General features: G+C 43.2%; 13 protein-coding genes. 12 read left to right on the plus strand and 1 reads right to left on the minus strand.

From position 1 onward, the window contains the following. The first annotated feature begins 12 nt into the window (after positions 1-12). The 7 genes from OCU21_RS04650 to OCU21_RS04680 all read left to right on the plus strand — a co-directional run bounded on the left by OCU21_RS04650 (position 13) and on the right by OCU21_RS04680 (position 8,183). Positions 13-1,128: a glycoside hydrolase family 88 protein gene (locus OCU21_RS04650; protein WP_261806299.1), complete on the plus strand. Its 1,116-nt coding sequence runs from the start codon at positions 13-15 to the stop codon at positions 1,126-1,128. After that, positions 1,122-3,317 (plus strand): alpha-galactosidase, encoded by a 2,196-nt coding sequence (locus OCU21_RS04655; RefSeq protein ID WP_261806300.1) that lies wholly within the window; start codon positions 1,122-1,124, stop codon positions 3,315-3,317. Before OCU21_RS04650 ends, OCU21_RS04655 begins: the two co-directional genes overlap by 7 nt. Before the next feature lie 181 nt (positions 3,318-3,498). Continuing rightward, positions 3,499-3,990: a PTS sugar transporter subunit IIB gene (locus OCU21_RS04660; RefSeq protein ID WP_261806301.1), complete on the plus strand. Its 492-nt coding sequence runs from the start codon at positions 3,499-3,501 to the stop codon at positions 3,988-3,990. A gap of 5 nt (positions 3,991-3,995) precedes the next feature. Continuing rightward, the gene (locus OCU21_RS04665) at positions 3,996-4,802 is read left to right on the plus strand and encodes a PTS mannose/fructose/sorbose/N-acetylgalactosamine transporter subunit IIC (protein ID WP_261806302.1); all 807 of its coding nucleotides are present in this window, start codon (positions 3,996-3,998) and stop codon (positions 4,800-4,802) included. After that, complete coding sequence (locus tag OCU21_RS04670; RefSeq protein ID WP_261806303.1) at positions 4,795-5,619, plus strand: PTS system mannose/fructose/sorbose family transporter subunit IID; 825 nt, start codon at positions 4,795-4,797, stop codon at positions 5,617-5,619. Before OCU21_RS04665 ends, OCU21_RS04670 begins: the two co-directional genes overlap by 8 nt. 66 nt (positions 5,620-5,685) lie before the next feature. Beyond that, a complete protein-coding gene (locus OCU21_RS04675; RefSeq protein WP_261806304.1) occupies positions 5,686-6,600 on the plus strand; it encodes a glycoside hydrolase family 43 protein in 915 nt (304 codons plus the stop codon). Continuing rightward, on the plus strand, positions 6,597-8,183 hold the full coding sequence (locus OCU21_RS04680) for a glycoside hydrolase family 43 protein (protein WP_261806305.1): 1,587 nt from the start codon (positions 6,597-6,599) through the stop codon (positions 8,181-8,183). Before OCU21_RS04675 ends, OCU21_RS04680 begins: the two co-directional genes overlap by 4 nt. A 35-nt stretch (positions 8,184-8,218) precedes the next feature. On the opposite strand, the gene OCU21_RS04685 is transcribed toward OCU21_RS04680, so the two are convergent. After that, on the minus strand, positions 8,219-9,016 hold the full coding sequence (locus OCU21_RS04685) for a hypothetical protein (RefSeq protein WP_261806306.1): 798 nt from the start codon (positions 9,014-9,016) through the stop codon (positions 8,219-8,221). 115 nt (positions 9,017-9,131) lie between these two features. Here OCU21_RS04685 and rpoN point away from each other — a divergent pair, with 115 nt between their 5' ends. The 5 genes from rpoN to OCU21_RS04710 all read left to right on the plus strand — a co-directional run bounded on the left by rpoN (position 9,132) and on the right by OCU21_RS04710 (position 15,473). Further along, positions 9,132-10,433, plus strand: a complete 1,302-nt coding sequence (gene rpoN, locus OCU21_RS04690) for an RNA polymerase factor sigma-54 (protein WP_261806307.1) — start codon at positions 9,132-9,134, stop codon at positions 10,431-10,433. Between the two features lie 3 nt (positions 10,434-10,436). Continuing rightward, entirely contained in the window at positions 10,437-10,754 is a 318-nt protein-coding gene (locus OCU21_RS04695) for a hypothetical protein (protein WP_261806308.1), read from the plus strand. Then, entirely contained in the window at positions 10,748-12,541 is a 1,794-nt protein-coding gene (locus OCU21_RS04700; RefSeq protein ID WP_261806309.1) for a DUF2264 domain-containing protein, read from the plus strand. Before OCU21_RS04695 ends, OCU21_RS04700 begins: the two co-directional genes overlap by 7 nt. Positions 12,542-13,129: 588 nt before the next feature. Further along, a complete protein-coding gene (locus OCU21_RS04705) occupies positions 13,130-13,897 on the plus strand; it encodes an ABC transporter ATP-binding protein (RefSeq protein WP_261806310.1) in 768 nt (255 codons plus the stop codon). Next, positions 13,878-15,473 carry an ABC transporter gene (locus tag OCU21_RS04710; RefSeq protein WP_261806311.1) on the plus strand — a complete coding sequence of 532 codons (1,596 nt, stop codon included), beginning with the start codon at positions 13,878-13,880 and terminating at the stop codon, positions 15,471-15,473. The genes OCU21_RS04705 and OCU21_RS04710 overlap by 20 nt, the downstream gene beginning before the upstream one ends. Positions 15,474-16,257: the final 784 nt, after the last annotated feature.

Raw genomic sequence — 16,257 nt, forward strand, 5'->3', positions numbered from 1 at the left:
GGAGTGAGCAAGATGGATAATGAGAAAGAATTAGCGCAGACCCTATTACAGCAAGTCATAACAAAAATAAAAGCTGAGATTTCACGTTTGGATGATCAAATCCCATATATTCCTGTGGAAGGTCAGTATAGTGATATGGGGAAAAAAGATATTGTTTGGTGGACAAATGGATTTTGGCCAGGTTTGTTGTGGCTTCTTTACCAACAAACTCATGATGAAATATTTAGGCAATGTGCCGAGAAATGTGAGATGCGCTTGGATAGCGCTTTTGATAAATTTATCGGTCTTCATCATGATGTTGGTTTTATGTGGCAACTTTCAGCTGTTGCTGACTATCGTTTAACGGACAATGAACGCTCTCAGGCCAGAGGATTACATGCAGCAACCTTATTAGCTGGGCGTTATAATCCACGGGGTAAATTCATTCGCTCTTGGAATCATGATCGGGCAGGCTGGGTTATTATCGATAGTATGATGAATATCTCGATATTGTACTGGGCAGCGCAAGAATTGAACGATCCTAGATTTAAGTTTATCGCGACAGACCATGCTGATACAGTGATGAATAATCTGGTGCGGCCGGATGGATCGGTTGCTCATATTGGAGTCTTTGATCCTAATACGGGACAATTACTAGAAACGCTCGGAGGCCAAGGGTATGAAACAGGATCATCTTGGTCAAGAGGACAGGCTTGGGCAATTTATGGCTTCGCATTAAGCTATCGACATACAAAAAATAACGATTATTTAAATACAGCAAAACGAGTTGCTAATTATTTTATTGCTAATATCGTAGAAACCAATTATATTCCTTTAGTCGATTTTCGGGCGCCCCAACATCCGCGCTTGTTTGACACCTCTGCCGGACTATGTGCGGCGTGTGGTTTGCTCGAAATAGCCAGACAGGTTCCAAAGTATGAACGTGATTTTTACTACCAAGCGGGCTTTCGTATCATTAAGGCAGTAGCTTCGGAGTATTTGGATCTAGATCCAAATACTGATGGTATTGTTAAAGGGGGAGCGGGGGCTTACCACGATAACAATCATAATGTTAAACTGATTTACTCTGATTTTTATTTTATTGAAGCGTTACTTGGACTGTTGAGCAGTGACTTTTTAATATGGTAGCAGAAATGGTAAATGATTATCGAGAAGTTGTCCAACAGTTTGATTTCTGCACGCAACATTGCCAAATGACAATTGGTGTTTTGGGTAGCGGGAATATTGTTTCTTTGTATTTTGGTGATAAATTACCTTCAAAACCATCCTTTCGCCAACGTTTTACAGCAATGGCAAAAGCAAGTTACCTGGCGGACACTGATGGTGTAACAGATTTTCGCTTGGAACAATTTCCTCAAATGTATCCTACTTTTGGAAATACTGATTTCAGATCGCCCGCGTTGATAATCCGTGATGAAGTGGGAAGCATTACAACTGACTTGAGGTTTGTAGAAGCAAAAAAAACGGCTCAAAAGGTAAGAATATCAGGCCTACCCAGCAGTCGTGATGACCGAGACTCGGAGACCTATGCCATCAAGCTAGTAGATATTGTTGTGGGTGTTGAGGTTACTATTTTTATTTCTGCTTATTACCAATATGATGTTTTCACCCAACATGTTGTGATTCGTAATATCGGGTCGAAAAATTTCCAAATTGAGCGTGCCTATTCATTTAGTTGGGATTTAATGGATGATCGGTATCAACTGCTGACCTTGACAGGTGCATGGTCACGTGAAAACAACCTAGGATATACAGATCTGCATCAAGGATTTCAAGGAGTTGATAGTAAGCGAGGAGCCAGCGGTCATGGTCAAAATCCATTTATTGCTTTGGCTACATCTGGAGCAAATTGGAATCAAGGCGCGGTCTTAGGCGCAAGCCTGGTATATAGCGGTAATTTTATCGCCGAAGCCGAAGTAGACATGCATCAGAATACTAGGATACAAATCGGACTGAATCCATTTGATTTTTCATGGCGATTAGGACCAGGTGAAGAATTTGCAACTCCTGAAGCAACACTTATTTATTCAAACCAAGGTCTAAATTTATTAAGTCAACGCTATCATTGTTTTTACTTAGACAAGTTAATGCGAGAGCCGCTCAGCAAACAGCCACGTCCTGTTGTTTTAAATAGTTGGGAGGCTATGTTCTTTGATTTTGATCATGATCAAATTATAACCTTAGCGAAAAAAGCACAGCGAATCGGTGTAGAAATGTTCGTAATGGATGATGGATGGTTTGGGCAAAGAAGTGATACTACGACTTCACTGGGCGATTGGCAGCCAAATGAGCAAAAACTGGGAGGCAAATTATCCGCTCTAATCAAAGAAATCAATGAAATTGGTTTAAAATTTGGGCTTTGGATTGAACCGGAAATGATTTCACCGAAAAGTATCCTCTTTCAACGGCATCCTGATTGGATTCTTAAAGATGGTCAGCATCTACCACAATTGACTAGACATCAATATGTGCTTGATTTGAGTAATCCACAAGTTCAGGATTTTTTAATTGAAACACTAGATAATCTTTTATCAGAAAATAAAATTGATTACCTAAAATGGGATATGAATCGAAATATTACTGATGTTTTTAGTGGTCATTTTGATCATACTAGACAAACAGAAATCGAACATCGGTATATTTTGGGACTATATCGAGTCCTTACAGTAACTTTAAAAAAATATCCTAACTTATTAATGGAAGGATGCGCCGGTGGTGGTGGCCGGTTTGATCCAGGGATGTTAGCATTCAACACACAAATCTGGGCATCAGATGATACTGATGCGATTGCCCGATTAAATATTCAACAAGGCACGATGCTAGTTTATCCGCCGGTAGCGGTCAGTGGGCATATCTCGATGATTCCAAACCAACAAGTCGGACGAATCACTCCTCTGAAAACTCGCGCGATTGTTGCTCAACAAGGGAGTTTAGGACTTGAGTTGAATCTAAGTATACTGAGCCAAAATGAGCTGGTACAAATTAAACGAGAGATAGACCAATATAAACAATTACGAAAAACGCTACAATTTGGAAAGCTGGCCCAATTGCCAGTTTACGATTTGATGAACGAATATGCTTGGATGAAAAGTGATCAGGAATTAATTGTGGTTGATCATATTGATATTTTGGTGAAGCCTAATACTGTACCGAAACGCCAACTATTAGTTGGGCTCTCACAAGAGCAGAGATTTATAGATCTAAATACTGGCCTTATTTATTCTGGAGATTATTTAATGGCGGTGGGGTTACCTTTAGCTCGTCCACAAAAGGATTTCTTTGCGCAGCGCTGGTTATTGAAGAAATATGAAATGTGATTGCACACTGTTATTACTTACCTAAACACTATATTCTTTTAAAATTAAATTCAACAGAAAGGCGCTAGATTAAGGATTGTAAACGCTGGCACAATAGTTGCTTATAATAAAATGGAACAATTCTTTAGAAAGGAGCATTTTTTTAAGTAGCACAACGCTATTATTTTGGAGGAATTTAAAAATGATTGAAATGATTCGTGTGGATGATCGATTGATCCATGGGCAAGTGGCATTACTATGGTCTAAGGAATTACAGATCAATCGGATCATCGTAGCAAATGATCAAGTTGCTACAAGTGAAATTCAAAAGAACGCTTTATTATTAGCGGCGCCGACGGGTATTAAAGTAGCAACTGTGTCAGTCGCAAAAGCTATTGATTTAGTTACAGATCCACGGTCAGAGAAACTTAAAATCCTGATTGTAGTCAATAATGTTGATGATTTATTAGCGTTAACTGAAAATATTCCCGTCAGGCCCAAACTGGATATAGCTAATGTCGGTCGAATCAATGGGAATCTCAAAAGTAAGCAGAAATTAACGGAAACAGTGTATTTGACTGATCAGGAAATTATAGCAGTTAAAAAAGTTGCGGCAATCAATGCTAATTTGGTTTATCAACCGTTACCCAATGATAATCCTAAGAAGTTTATTGATCTGCTGAAAGGGGAGTAGTATCCATGTTGTTATACCAAGCTCTTGTTGTCGGTCTTGTCATGGCATTCGGTAAATGGATCAATGCATATGGCTCATTTGCACAGTTGATGCCTTTTATCACCTATATTTTATTAGCGTTACTTTTAGGTAAAGACCCTGCTCAGGCCCTTATCCTCGGTGCAGCCGTTGAACTAGCTTTTTATGGTGTTATGCAAATTGGTGCCGTTTTACCACAAGATACGGCTGTTGGTGGAACTTTAGGTGTTGCGTTCGCTCTTATTCTGAATCAGAAGCCGGCTGTAGCTGTGGCCTTAGCAGTGCCAATTTCAATGCTGGCCGTTGTTGTTTGGAACTTATTGAAGTTTTGGTTTACTGCAAACGTAGAAATTTTTGATAAATATATCGATGAACGTAATATGAGTAAGTTTAACCGCCTTTGGTGGATTCAGATCGGTGTTTATTTATTAGCATATTTTGCGCTAGCCTTTTGCGCAATCCTCTTGGGAACAAATGGGGTCAAAGCGTTTGTTACTAGCATTCCTAAACCGTTCCTAACAGGACTAACAGTTGCTGCAGGCATGTTACCAGCTGTGGGGATGGGAATGCTACTGAAATATGTTTGGAATATTAGTTTCCTGCCATTTTTCTTAGCGGGTTTTCTGTTCGCTGCCTATTTAAAACTGCCGATTATGGCAATCAGTATTTTTGGTGTTGTCTTTGGTCTGATCACTTTCTTCATTGATAAGCAAATCAATGAAGTCAAACATAGTAGAAGTACTGTGCAAAAATCGAGTTCTGGAAACGATGAGGAGGACTTCTTCAATGACTAAATTGAAATTAACGGATCGTGAAAAAAAGTTAACTAAGCGTCTTTTTTGGCGAAATATGTTTCTAGGTTTTGATATGAGTTATACTCGACAGCAAGGTGTTGCTTGGGATTGGATCCATGCGCCAATCTATCGTGATATTTATAAAGATGACGACCAATATTGGGAAGCAATGAAAAGAAACATGGAGTTCTTTAATACAACACCAAATATGGTTGGGACTGTTTCTGGACTGGCTGTTTCAATGGAAGAGGAGAATGCTAAGGCGCCCAAGGGTTCATTTGATACTGCTGGGATCAGTGGTATGAAGATTGGTTTGATGGGACCTTTAGCAGGTATTGGTGATACTTTCTTCTCTGGTGTTTGGGCACTGATTATTATGGGGATTGCTATTAGCTTTGCTAAGCAAGGAAACTTAGTTGTAGCTATTTTGCCACTGGTCGCGTTATTACCTAACTTGTTGATCCGTTGGTATGGACAAAAATATGGTTACAAAATCGGTAGTCAGTATATTAGTAAGGCAGTTGAAGATGGCCTAATGGGAATGTTTACTAAGGCATCTTCAATCGTGGGAGTTACGGTCGTTGGTGGGATGATCGCAACATTAGTAAAAGTCCCTGTTATCTTTAAAACTAAGATCAATGGGACGACTTTTGAATTACAGAAAGTGCTAGATCAAATTCTTCCATCGATGTTGCCTTTAGCACTTGCTGTTGCTTGTTTTGTATTATTACGGAAAAATGTTAGCCCAGTAAAAGTGTTGATCGCTGTTGTACTTTTGGGATTTGCTTTGACATTTCTTGGTATTACTGGCGCTTAAAATAATTGAAAAAGTGCTGTGTCTGAGTTGTGGACACAGCCTTTTTTTATCAGGAGTGAGTATATCGTGAATCAGAATGGACATATTTGGTTTGATGATCTTGAGCGACCTATTCAGGCACATGGTGGCATGATTCTTGAATCCCAAGGTCGATATTATTGGTATGGTGAGAACAAAGATGCTAGCAATTTTGGGCACAATCAGCGACAGGTTCCTTTCGTGGGGATTTCGTGTTATTCGTCATCGGATTTGAAGGTTTGGCACTATGAAGGACTGGTCCTGAATGAAAATAGTGATTTAGAAGGCCGAATAAATCGAACCAGTGTTGTTGAACGGCCTAAGGTTGTTTTTAATCGCCAAACACAAATGTTTGTTATGTGGTGTCATTTTGATGACGCTGCTTATCATTTTGCAGGTTGTTGTGTTGCTATCGCGGATTGTCCGACTGGACCTTTCAAAGTTGTCGATATTCTGCGGCCGAACGGTAAAGAAAGCCGAGATATGACCCTATTTCAAAATGAAAAAAAAGCATATTTGATTCACAGCTCGGATATGAATAAGACGATTTACTTTAGTGAACTGACAGAAGATTATCTGAATACCACAGGTTTCATGACTAAGGCCTTTGTTGATCAAGAGCGAGAAGCACCAACTATCTTTCAACATGACGACTGGTTCTTCATGATTACGTCTGGCTGTACGGGGTGGCACCCAAATCCAGCGCTTTTCTCACGCTCACATTTTTTATTGTCGGGGCAAAAATTAATCGATAACCCCTGTCAGGGAGTTGGTCGAAAGACAACCTATGATGGACAACCAACGTATGTTCTAGAAGTTGATCAACATTCATATTTAATGCTTGATCATTGGCACCCTGATGACCTCAGAAGTTCTGGATATAGTATTTTACCGATTGAGACCAATGGGCGAGATTTAAGAATACCTTGGGTCGAAATACCATTTGGAGGGCAAGTAAATTGATTAATAATGTTGTACAGAATCCAGTATTACCCGGATTTAATCCGGATCCCAGTATCTTAAGGGTAGGCGACGACTTTTACTTAGCAACATCGACTTTTGAGTGGTGGCCTGGGCTAGAGATCTATCACTCGAAGGACTTGATCAATTGGGCATTGGTCAATGAACCACTTGATGATGAATCATTGATTGATTTACGTGGTGTTTATAATTCGGGGGGGATCTGGGCACCAAATTTAAGTTTTGCGGATCAGAAATTTTGGCTAACATTTACTTTGGTTAAGAGTGCTACATGTTTTAAAGACACATTAAATTTTGTGATAACTAGTTCAAAAATAACCGGGCCATGGACACGGCCACACTTTATCAATGCTAGCGGTTTTGATCCATCGATTTTTCACGAGAACGGACATCATTATTTTTTGAATATGCTATTTGATCATCGCTTGGATCAGCCAGGGTTTAGTGGTGTTGTTATTCAAGAATTCAATGGAAACACACTGACACTGATCGGAGTTAGAAAAAAGATTTTTTCCGGCTCTGATTTAGGAGTCTGTGAAGGTCCACAAATAGTTAAGAAGGATGGTTGGTATTATTTGTGGTGTGCGGCTGGTGGAACTGGTTATAGCCATGCAGAAACAGTTGCACGGAGTAAAAACATATTTGGACCATTTTCACTATCACCATATCAACCACTTATCTCAACTAAGTATCATGATGATTGGCCTTTGCAGAAGTGTGGGCATGCAAGTGTTGTTCAAGGGCCTGATCAGGGTTGGTATATTGCCTTTTTGTGCGCGCGTCCATTGCGGGTTCATGGAAATTGTCCTCTGGGTCGTGAGACGGCAATTGCTCCAATCAGTTGGGACGAGAACGCCTGGCCCCATTTGCTTGATAATAGCCATTTGCCTAGTGCTACAGTCTTGATTGGATCGTCAGAAGAGAAAATCATTCAGAAAAAGGATTATACAACTAGGTGTGATTTCACACAGCCTAGTTTACCCAAATATTTCAAAACTTTACGATATCCATTAGGAAAGCGTGGCTCGCTGTCAGCTAAGGCCGGATATTTACGTTTATTTGGAAATGAAAGCTTGTCAAGTCAGTTTGAACAGTCATTGATCGCACGTCGTTGGCAGAATTTCTCCTTTAGAGCAGAAACTAAAGTTCAATTCAACCCTCTTAACTTTCAGCAAATGGCAGGCCTTGTTTTGTTTTATGACACCGATAATTGGTGCTATTTATATTTGTCTTATGATGAGGTTTTGCACTGCCGATACTTACAAATAGAAAATGCCGAAATCAATCAATTTCGGTATTTGTCTGAGAAAGTATATCTTCCTGACGATGAATTGATAGGGTTGGCGGTCGAAGTAGATCATGAGCAGGCCCAATATTTTTATCAAACTGCTACGTCAGAGTGGCAACAAATCGGTATGCGATATTCGGCCGATCATTTGAGTGATGATTTCATCAAGGATCATGGTAAGCTGGCCTTTACTGGTGCAATGGTTGGAATCTGTTGTCAGGATATGGCCGAACATCAACGGTATGCTGATTTTGCGTATTTTGATTATTGTGAATAATGGAAAATGTTGTGAGTCAATAATATGAAGTAGAATCAAACATTTATTTGATCATGACCAAATGTCTGGATTTCGGTCAACGCAGGGAAAGCAGAGTTGTCCAATTCTTTATGTAGATTTTTAAGAATCAGCCATTCTACGTTGTCAGTGGCAATCGTAAATTTTTGAGGTCGTACGGTTTTTTTGAGTTTTAAGATAAAAGTATGTTGAGTGGATAGCTTGAGATGAACGGTCGACCAATAACTATCATGGGGGTAGTCCGCCCGTAAAATCAGTATGATTTGTTCAAGATGGATAGGTCGACCGAAATCGAGCTTGAATTCGGCATCGGCTCGTTGGTCAATTCCCCATGACTGGAACGGGAAGGAACCATGGCTAGTATTCGCAATGAAGCCATCAATAGCATTGCGAGCTTGAAATACCAATTCACCTCTTGTTTCGGCATTGGCAGTGGCGTGGGGATAACTCCCCGTTGCTTGTTTTAGGTCGTGACTATTCTCGGCTAAGTTTCTGGATAATTGTATCTCCTGAGTAGTAGCATAACGAATAGTGGCATAGTGACGACGACCCGAAAAAGCACTGACGGGGTAAGGCCATTCGCGTTCTTGATTGAAAGGAATCGAGAAAATCCAATTCTGTTTGGTCAAATAAATGAGTGCTGGGCGCAAACTGACATCAAGTTGAACCCAAACAAATGCGGGCAAATGATCAGTCTGAACTTGGAAAAAATCACCTTGGGCAAACTGATGCAAATAGGTAAGATAGGTTTGTTTTTCTCCAGTGTTTTGGGATAAAGTAGCTTTGTGACTGCACAGCATTAAAGTAAGTGTCATTTTGATCCGCCTCTATTAATCATATTTTCAAATAAACTATAAGCAAGAAATGTGCCAGTTTAGGCTTGGCACACTTTTTGCTTATAGATTGGTATAAGGGAAAGGAGTCAGAAGAATGAATTTTGGACAAACGTTGAATCTAGGGCAGGTTCAAAGTCAAAAATTAGCGCTAACGCAAAATATGAGACAATCGATTCTAATGTTGCAGTTAGATACACTGGATTTAACAGATTATTTACGTGAATTATGCTTGGATAATCCTTTTGTTGATGTGCGTTCAAATCTGGCTGTTCCGAGTAAGAATCTCACTTTCTCAGAAGCGACATTTCAAATCGCCGATCATTATCAATCCTTTTATGATTACCTACTGGATCAAGTGTCTTTAACAATGCGTGATACACCGTTACGGAAAATCGTTATTTTCTTGATTGAAACACTTGATGCCAATGGGTATATAACAATGACGGATAGTGAAATCGTGCGGCAGTTAAAGATATCAAATATTGCTTTAGCAGATGCAAAAGAATTATTGAGGCATTTAGATCCACCAGGGATAGGGGCCTGCAACTTACGCGACTGTTTGCTTTATCAAGCAGAATCTGATGAGAGTACTAGTGCGAAACAAAGTATTATTGTGCTAAAGGAATATTTTGATTTGCTTGAGCACCATCGCTTTAATGAAATTCAAGAAAAGATGAAACTGACCGAGGAAGAGTGGAGGCATATTTTAACATATCTAAGAACACTATCCGCTAGCCCTGGAATGCAGATTGGTGCTCGAGAAGTACCATATATTTTGCCGGAATTAAAAATCAGAATAGTTGGGAAAAAATTTAGTCTGCATATTTTACGACGCGGGCAACCAGAAGTGATTTTTAATCAAATGGATTTTGACCAACTTAGCCAATCAGTGGATTTAGATGTTCAAGTCTATTTGAAAGAAAAAAGGGTACAGTATCAAGAAATTCAGTATAACCTAGAGCGTCGACAACAAACATTAACTCTCGTTGCTGGGGAGATCGTTAAACGACAACTTCCGTTCTTGGCACATCAAAGTGAAATACTTGAACCACTATTACTTCGAGATGTTGCCCAGACACTGCAGTTAAGTGAATCAACAATCAGCCGAGCAATAAACGGTAAGTACATCGACACGGATCGAGGAGTTTTCCCATTAAAATTCTTTTTTGCAAGATATAGCCAACACAATGATATAAATTCGCGACTCTCGGTTGCTGGCCTAAAAGCACATTTAAAGTCCATGGTTGATCATGAAGATAAAAATAATCCTATGAGCGATCAGAAGCTTACTAATATGTTATCAGAACAAGGTTTTGCTATTGCACGTCGAACAGTCACGAAATATCGCTTATCATTAGGGATACCGCCCGCAACACAGCGAAAGAAAATGAAATGAGTTGTGGTTGACTTTTCGGCGCCATATGATAAAACAAAGTATGATGCCAGCGCGGGTACTTGCGCGGCTTGCGGTTTGTTGGAGATCGCAGCTTGGGTCGCCGCTGAAGAGGCGCCGTTGTATCGCAATGCCGCCATTGCCTTATTGCAGGCGACGGAAGCGAATTGGGTCGACTATGACCCGCAGCACGATGGCTTAGTGACCCATTCCAGCCATTCTTATCAAAAAAAGCAAGAGACGCATTTGCCACTGATCTACGGTGATTATTATTTTGTCGAAGGCATACTAAGATTATTATCGAAGGAGTTATCATTGTGGTGATCGATAGTCGGACAGCACTTTATGATTATTTTGAGAAATTAAATACAGCAACACGGAAGTATCGGCGTCCCCATAATGGTCGGTTCGATTTTGGCACCACGGCGACCCATTATGACGAGAATCAGATCCAGATCGAGGCTTTTTTACGCCAGCTTTGGGCAATCGGTCCTTTGGCAGGGCAACATTTGGTCAGCGCGGCGGATTGGGATTTTTATGCTGACGCGATCGTCCATAGTGTTGATCCTGCTGACCCGGCTTATTGGGGCAAGGTGCAAGACTTTGATCAACTGCTGGTTGAAATGACGCCACTGGCGGTTACTTTGATCGAAACCAAAGCGCAATTTTGGGATCGATTGGCGCCGCGCGATCAACAGAACATTTATCGCTGGCTGGATCAAATCAATCAGGTGCAGGTCCATCCCAATAATTGGCGCTTTTTCCGTGTGTTGGTCAACGTGGCTTTCTTGAAATTAGGGTTGCCTGTTGATCAGGAAAAAATGACGGCGGATCAAAACTTGTTGGATACTTTTTATCTTAAAGATGGTTGGTATTTTGATGGGAATCCCCATCAACAAGATTACTATATTCCTTGGGCCTTTCATTATTATGGCTTGTTATACGCTCATTACATGGGTCAGGAAGATCCTCAGCGGGCAAAGCGTTATCGTCAGCGGGCGATCGCGTTCGCGCGTTCATTCAAGTATTGGTTTGATCGCCATGGGGTCGCGGTGGCGTTTGGACGTAGTTTGATCTATCGTTTCGCCCAAAGCGCCTTTTGGTCCGCGTGTGTTTTCGCGAATGTTGAGGCGGTCCCTTGGGCGGAGATGCGCACACTTTTACTGGGAAATTTGACGGATTGGTCGCAACGGCCGATCCAAAAAAGTGATGGGATCTTGAGTTTGGGCTATGGTTATGAGAATTTTGAGATGACCGAGCATTATAATGGTCCGGGCTCACCTTATTGGGGGTTCAAGACGATGATCGTTTTGGCCACCGCTCCGCAGCACCCATTCTGGCAAGCGCAAACAGCGCCGAAATTGGGGTTGCATGATCAAGAATTGATCGCGCCGGCGAAAATGATCGTGACTCATCAACAAGACCTGAATACACAACTTTACCCGGCGGATCAATTAACCGGTCAGCTCCATTGTGGGGAAAAATATAGTAAATTAGTTTATTCCGCTGACTTTGGCTTTAGCGTATCCCGCGGCAACGATGGAATCGCCCAGTTCGCTGGTGACAATTGTTTAGCGGTCGCCGAAGTCGGAACGGAGAATTTTGTCAGCAAACAGGCTGAACTTGCTTATGACGTCAACGCCCAGCGGATCAAACATCGCTGGTCACCGTTGCCGGAAGTGCTGATCGAATCGATCGTGGTCCCCCTAGGACCCTGGCATATTCGTTATCATCGGATCCAATCGCAGCGCGCGCTTAAGTATGTGGACGGTGGTTTTTCGAACAAAATAAAGAATGGTCATGAAAGTGATTATCAGTTTGATCAAATCAAACAGGGTCTTAGTTTTCACTCGACCATTGGCGTGACTGCCAGCGTGGCTTATCAGGGTTATCATGAAGTTACGCCGATTTTTACGGAACCGAATACTAATCTGCTTTTCCCCAATAGTTTGTATCTAGGCGCCAGTGGTGAAATGACGGCGGGGGAACAAGTGTTGCTCAGCGCTCATTACGGCGGCGTGGCGCCAGTTACCACGGTCCCGACTGTGACGTTACAGGCAGGCCAGCTACGGATCCAGTATCAAGAACAAGTGTTAGTGATTGAGTGTTGAGCTCGTTAGTGCTGACGGTTCAATGTAGCGATGCCGTCAGCGTTTCAGTCAGCCGTCGTATCGGTTAGGATGAATCAATACAAAAGTAATACAAAGTCGATGATCGCTAAACGGTCGTCGATTTTTTTGAAACGTGCTACACGCAACTGACTTTTCCGCTTAACTACGTCAGGCTTCCGGAAGCAGAACCCGCTTCCAAAATCCTGACTAGGTTAATGCTCGAAGTCAACCCGTTGCGTGCAGCACTCTCTTTTTTGAAACGGGCTCACCGCCCCAGTTCCCTGTACTTAGCCTAGCAATTGTTTCGGAAGCAAAGTTCAGCTTCCAAAGCAATTGCTAGGCTAATGCTCGGGAGCTACCCGGAGTGGCTCGCACTCTGTTTTTTGTGGGCCGAGAACAGTAGTTGGACGCCTTGCTTAGTGACAGTGACTGGTTTTTGTTCAGGAGGACGATCATGATCAATTAGAAACCTGATATCATTAGTTTTCCTTGACCGAGTTATTTCATAAATAATTGCTGAAGCAGTCGCAAGGCGTCAGTGTTATTGGTATACTTGAATTATTACCTGAGTTTAGGGGAGGAAAATCAATGATTCAGTTTGATAAAGTTACGAAAACATACGGCGATAAAGTGGCGTTGAATGAATTGACGTTGAAGATCAAGTCGGGCGCGATCTTCGGCTTCTTAGGGCACAATGGCGCTGGTAAATCGACCACGTTGAAAAGTTTGGTCAGTATTATTGAGCCGACCAGTGGGACGATCACGGTGGACGGGTTGGATCTGGCGACCCAGCGGCACGCGGTCAAAGAGAAGATTGCTTACGTCCCGGATATTCCGGATATTTTCATGCAATTAACGGCCAACGAATATTGGAGTTTGATCATCGCCGCTTATTCCTTGGAAGACGAGGCAGTAGCGGAACGGCGGCAGGAATTGCTGGATCTGTTCGAGATGGCGGAACATCAGGACGAAACGCTGGCCAGTTTCTCTCATGGGATGCGCCAGAAAACGATCATTATTGGCGCTTTGTTGCCGGATCCCGACATTTGGGTGTTGGATGAGCCTTTGCAAGGGTTGGATCCTCAGGCGGCGTTCGATTTGAAAGAGATGATGAAGGCACATGCGGCCAAGGGCAAGACCGTGATTTTCTCGACCCACGTTTTGGATACGGCCCAACAATTATGTGATGAATTGGCGATCTTGAAGCAAGGCGAGCTGATCTATCAGGGTTCGGTGGCGGACCTGTTGGCGGCCCATCCGCAAGAGTCCTTGGAGACAATCTACTTGCAGATGGTTGGGCGGCAGTCGGCGGAAGGGCATTTGGTGGAAGACCTGAATGGTGAGCAACATGAATAAACGCCAACTCAGCGTCCTGACCCAGGTCAATTTGCGCCTGATCAGTCCCCAAGTCACCGATAAGCTGCGGAAGAAAGGGAAAGCGGGGAAGCGGCTGACCAAAAGCTTGCTGAATCAGTACATCTCATCTGGATTGATTTTCATTTTGATTTATGGCTTTTTGATGTTGAGTCTGGACTTCCACAAGTTTCCCGGGATCTTCACTTATTACGTGGCCTTATTTGTGTTGATGGGGGTGACCCAAGCCATCAGCGCGATTTATAATATCTTCTTCGAAGGCGCGGATCTGCCAGGCTATTTGCCGCTACCTTTGCGTAATTTAGAAATTTTCCTCGCTAAAATCATCGTCGTTTTGATCGGGGTGATCCCGTTCATTCTGCCAATGGTGATTATTTTCTTCATGCTCAGCTGGCGCGCGGGGATCATGATCCCCTTGGCCGTCCTGTTGGCCCTGGTCGTCTTTATTCTGTTCACGGCGGTCGTCTTGGCAGCGTCGAGCTTGGTCGTCTTTGGCTTGACCAAGACCAAGTTCTTCCAGCAACATAAGAAAACAGCCACCAGTTTGTTGCTGGGCTTGACCATGATCTTTATGATGGTGGGGATTTTCTTCACCAATATGAAGTCTAGTTCCGCCGGCGCGAACACCATCGATACGAAACCGCTCCAGATCTTCATGCCCTTATATCATTTGCTCGACCAACCATTCAGCGGCGCGGGTTTATTGGGTTTAGGCATTTTCGTGGTGCTCTTAGGAATCTTGCTGCTGGTGATCCGTCAATGGATCTTGCCGGATCTGTTCACGCAATTGACCCAGTCCAACACCGATATGGGTGGGGGCACGCGCAAACACCGACTTCCCAGTGGTTTGCGGCCACTATTAGGCTTTTATAATCGCCAATTGTTAAAAGAACCCAATTTGATCATGCAGGTTATTTCGACGACCTTGATGGCACCACTGATTTTCTTGATGTCCTTTGGTCTGGGCGGCCGCATCAACTTAAGTCGGCTGTCATTTTATCCTTGGTTTGGCGTTTTCTTCGTGGGTGGGATTGTCCTAGCGGCGCTGATCACCGACAAAGTTTCTTTCGTCGCCAACTTGATTTCATTGGATAAGCAAAACTATGAATTCGTCCAAGCCTTACCACTGTCCCTGAATCGTTATCTGCGGGAGAAATTCCGCCTTGGTTTTCTGATCCAGGCATTAATGGGCGCGGTGGTGGCCCTGATCGCCGCCTTCGTGGTCCACATTCCGCCATTACTACTGGTGATGACGCTCCTCGGCGTTGTCTATGGCGCCTATTATTTGAGTCATTATTACTTCATTCGTGATTTTCGGCTGCATTTGCCAGACTGGACCAACATCAACCAACTGTTCAGTCGTGGTGGCGACAACTTCTCTTTAGTGCTCGTTTTAGGGGGCAGTATGATCCTTGGCGCCTTAGCTGTGGTTGGTTATGCGTCTGCGGTCACGTGGCAGCCGATTTGGGCGAATGTGATCGCCGCGGTGATCTTGCTGGTCGTCGCTGGGGTGTTGTCACGGTATTTCCAACGGTCGTTTTGGCGGCGCTTGGATTGATTGAAATGATTGGATTGAAAAAACCGTCGCATTTTGACGGTTTTTTTGTGTTTGCTGGCTGATGTGGGTGGGGATTGCGCGTGAGCGCAACCGGCTGGGACTGCTGTTGCGGACTGGAACGTGGTGGGCGTCGTTTTGAGCCAATCCGCAAAAAGCGCGGCTTGTCTCAAAATCGAGCCTTGTCCTAAGCGGCAAAGCCGCCAAGGACAATTTCACCACTGAGCCGCGCAGTCCCAGCCGGTTGCTGAACAGAATTGAGCCTATCTGCAATCAAAGTTGGGTATCTGACAAAGTGCTTTTGCAAGCAAGCGGTCAAACAATTCCCTCTTTTAGGGTGGTACGGCAATGCCAACTAATTTGGAGCAAATGACCCGCTGTATTTTACGTAGCATGAACGGTTGTTCCGCTCTCCTAATCAGTTTTTGACCGAAAACCGACCGATTCAGTTGATTCGCCAAGAACTAAGTCTGTTTGTCAGACAGACTGCACTGGCGTCACCAATTTAAAGCTGGTAACCACTAGCCACGGTCGTCAATTGCGTGGTTCCCCATCAATTGATGAGAGCTTGCCAAATGGCGTGAGTGCTCAAACGGCTGTTAAAATGTTGAGCGGCTGGAGCGGAGAAATTTGGGGTGAGATCGCCGTGAAATTGTCCTTGGCGGTTTACCGCTTAGGACAAGGCCTGATTTTGAGACAAGCCGCGCACTTTGCGGATTGGCTCAAAACGGCGCCCACAGCGAGCTCACCCCGAATTTCGCAGCGCAAGCTGCGGCCAACCTACTTT

Origin of the sequence: Lapidilactobacillus luobeiensis, from assembly GCF_024345205.1 — a bacterium.
GTDB classification, from domain to species: domain Bacteria; phylum Bacillota; class Bacilli; order Lactobacillales; family Lactobacillaceae; genus Lapidilactobacillus; species Lapidilactobacillus luobeiensis.

Excerpts from the sequence above, each read along its gene's own strand:
- OCU21_RS04650 (WP_261806299.1), top strand. The coding sequence starts at position 13 with ATGGATAATGAGAAAGAATTAGCGCAGACCCTATTACAGCAAGTCATA.
- OCU21_RS04655 (WP_261806300.1), top strand. The coding sequence starts at position 1,122 with ATGGTAGCAGAAATGGTAAATGATTATCGAGAAGTTGTCCAACAGTTT.
- OCU21_RS04660 (WP_261806301.1), top strand. The coding sequence starts at position 3,499 with ATGATTGAAATGATTCGTGTGGATGATCGATTGATCCATGGGCAAGTG.
- OCU21_RS04665 (WP_261806302.1), top strand. The coding sequence starts at position 3,996 with ATGTTGTTATACCAAGCTCTTGTTGTCGGTCTTGTCATGGCATTCGGT.
- OCU21_RS04670 (WP_261806303.1), top strand. The coding sequence starts at position 4,795 with ATGACTAAATTGAAATTAACGGATCGTGAAAAAAAGTTAACTAAGCGT.
- OCU21_RS04685 (WP_261806306.1), bottom strand. The coding sequence starts at position 9,016 with ATGACACTTACTTTAATGCTGTGCAGTCACAAAGCTACTTTATCCCAA.
- rpoN (WP_261806307.1), top strand. The coding sequence starts at position 9,132 with ATGAATTTTGGACAAACGTTGAATCTAGGGCAGGTTCAAAGTCAAAAA.
- OCU21_RS04705 (WP_261806310.1), top strand. The coding sequence starts at position 13,130 with ATGATTCAGTTTGATAAAGTTACGAAAACATACGGCGATAAAGTGGCG.
- OCU21_RS04710 (WP_261806311.1), top strand. The coding sequence starts at position 13,878 with ATGGTGAGCAACATGAATAAACGCCAACTCAGCGTCCTGACCCAGGTC.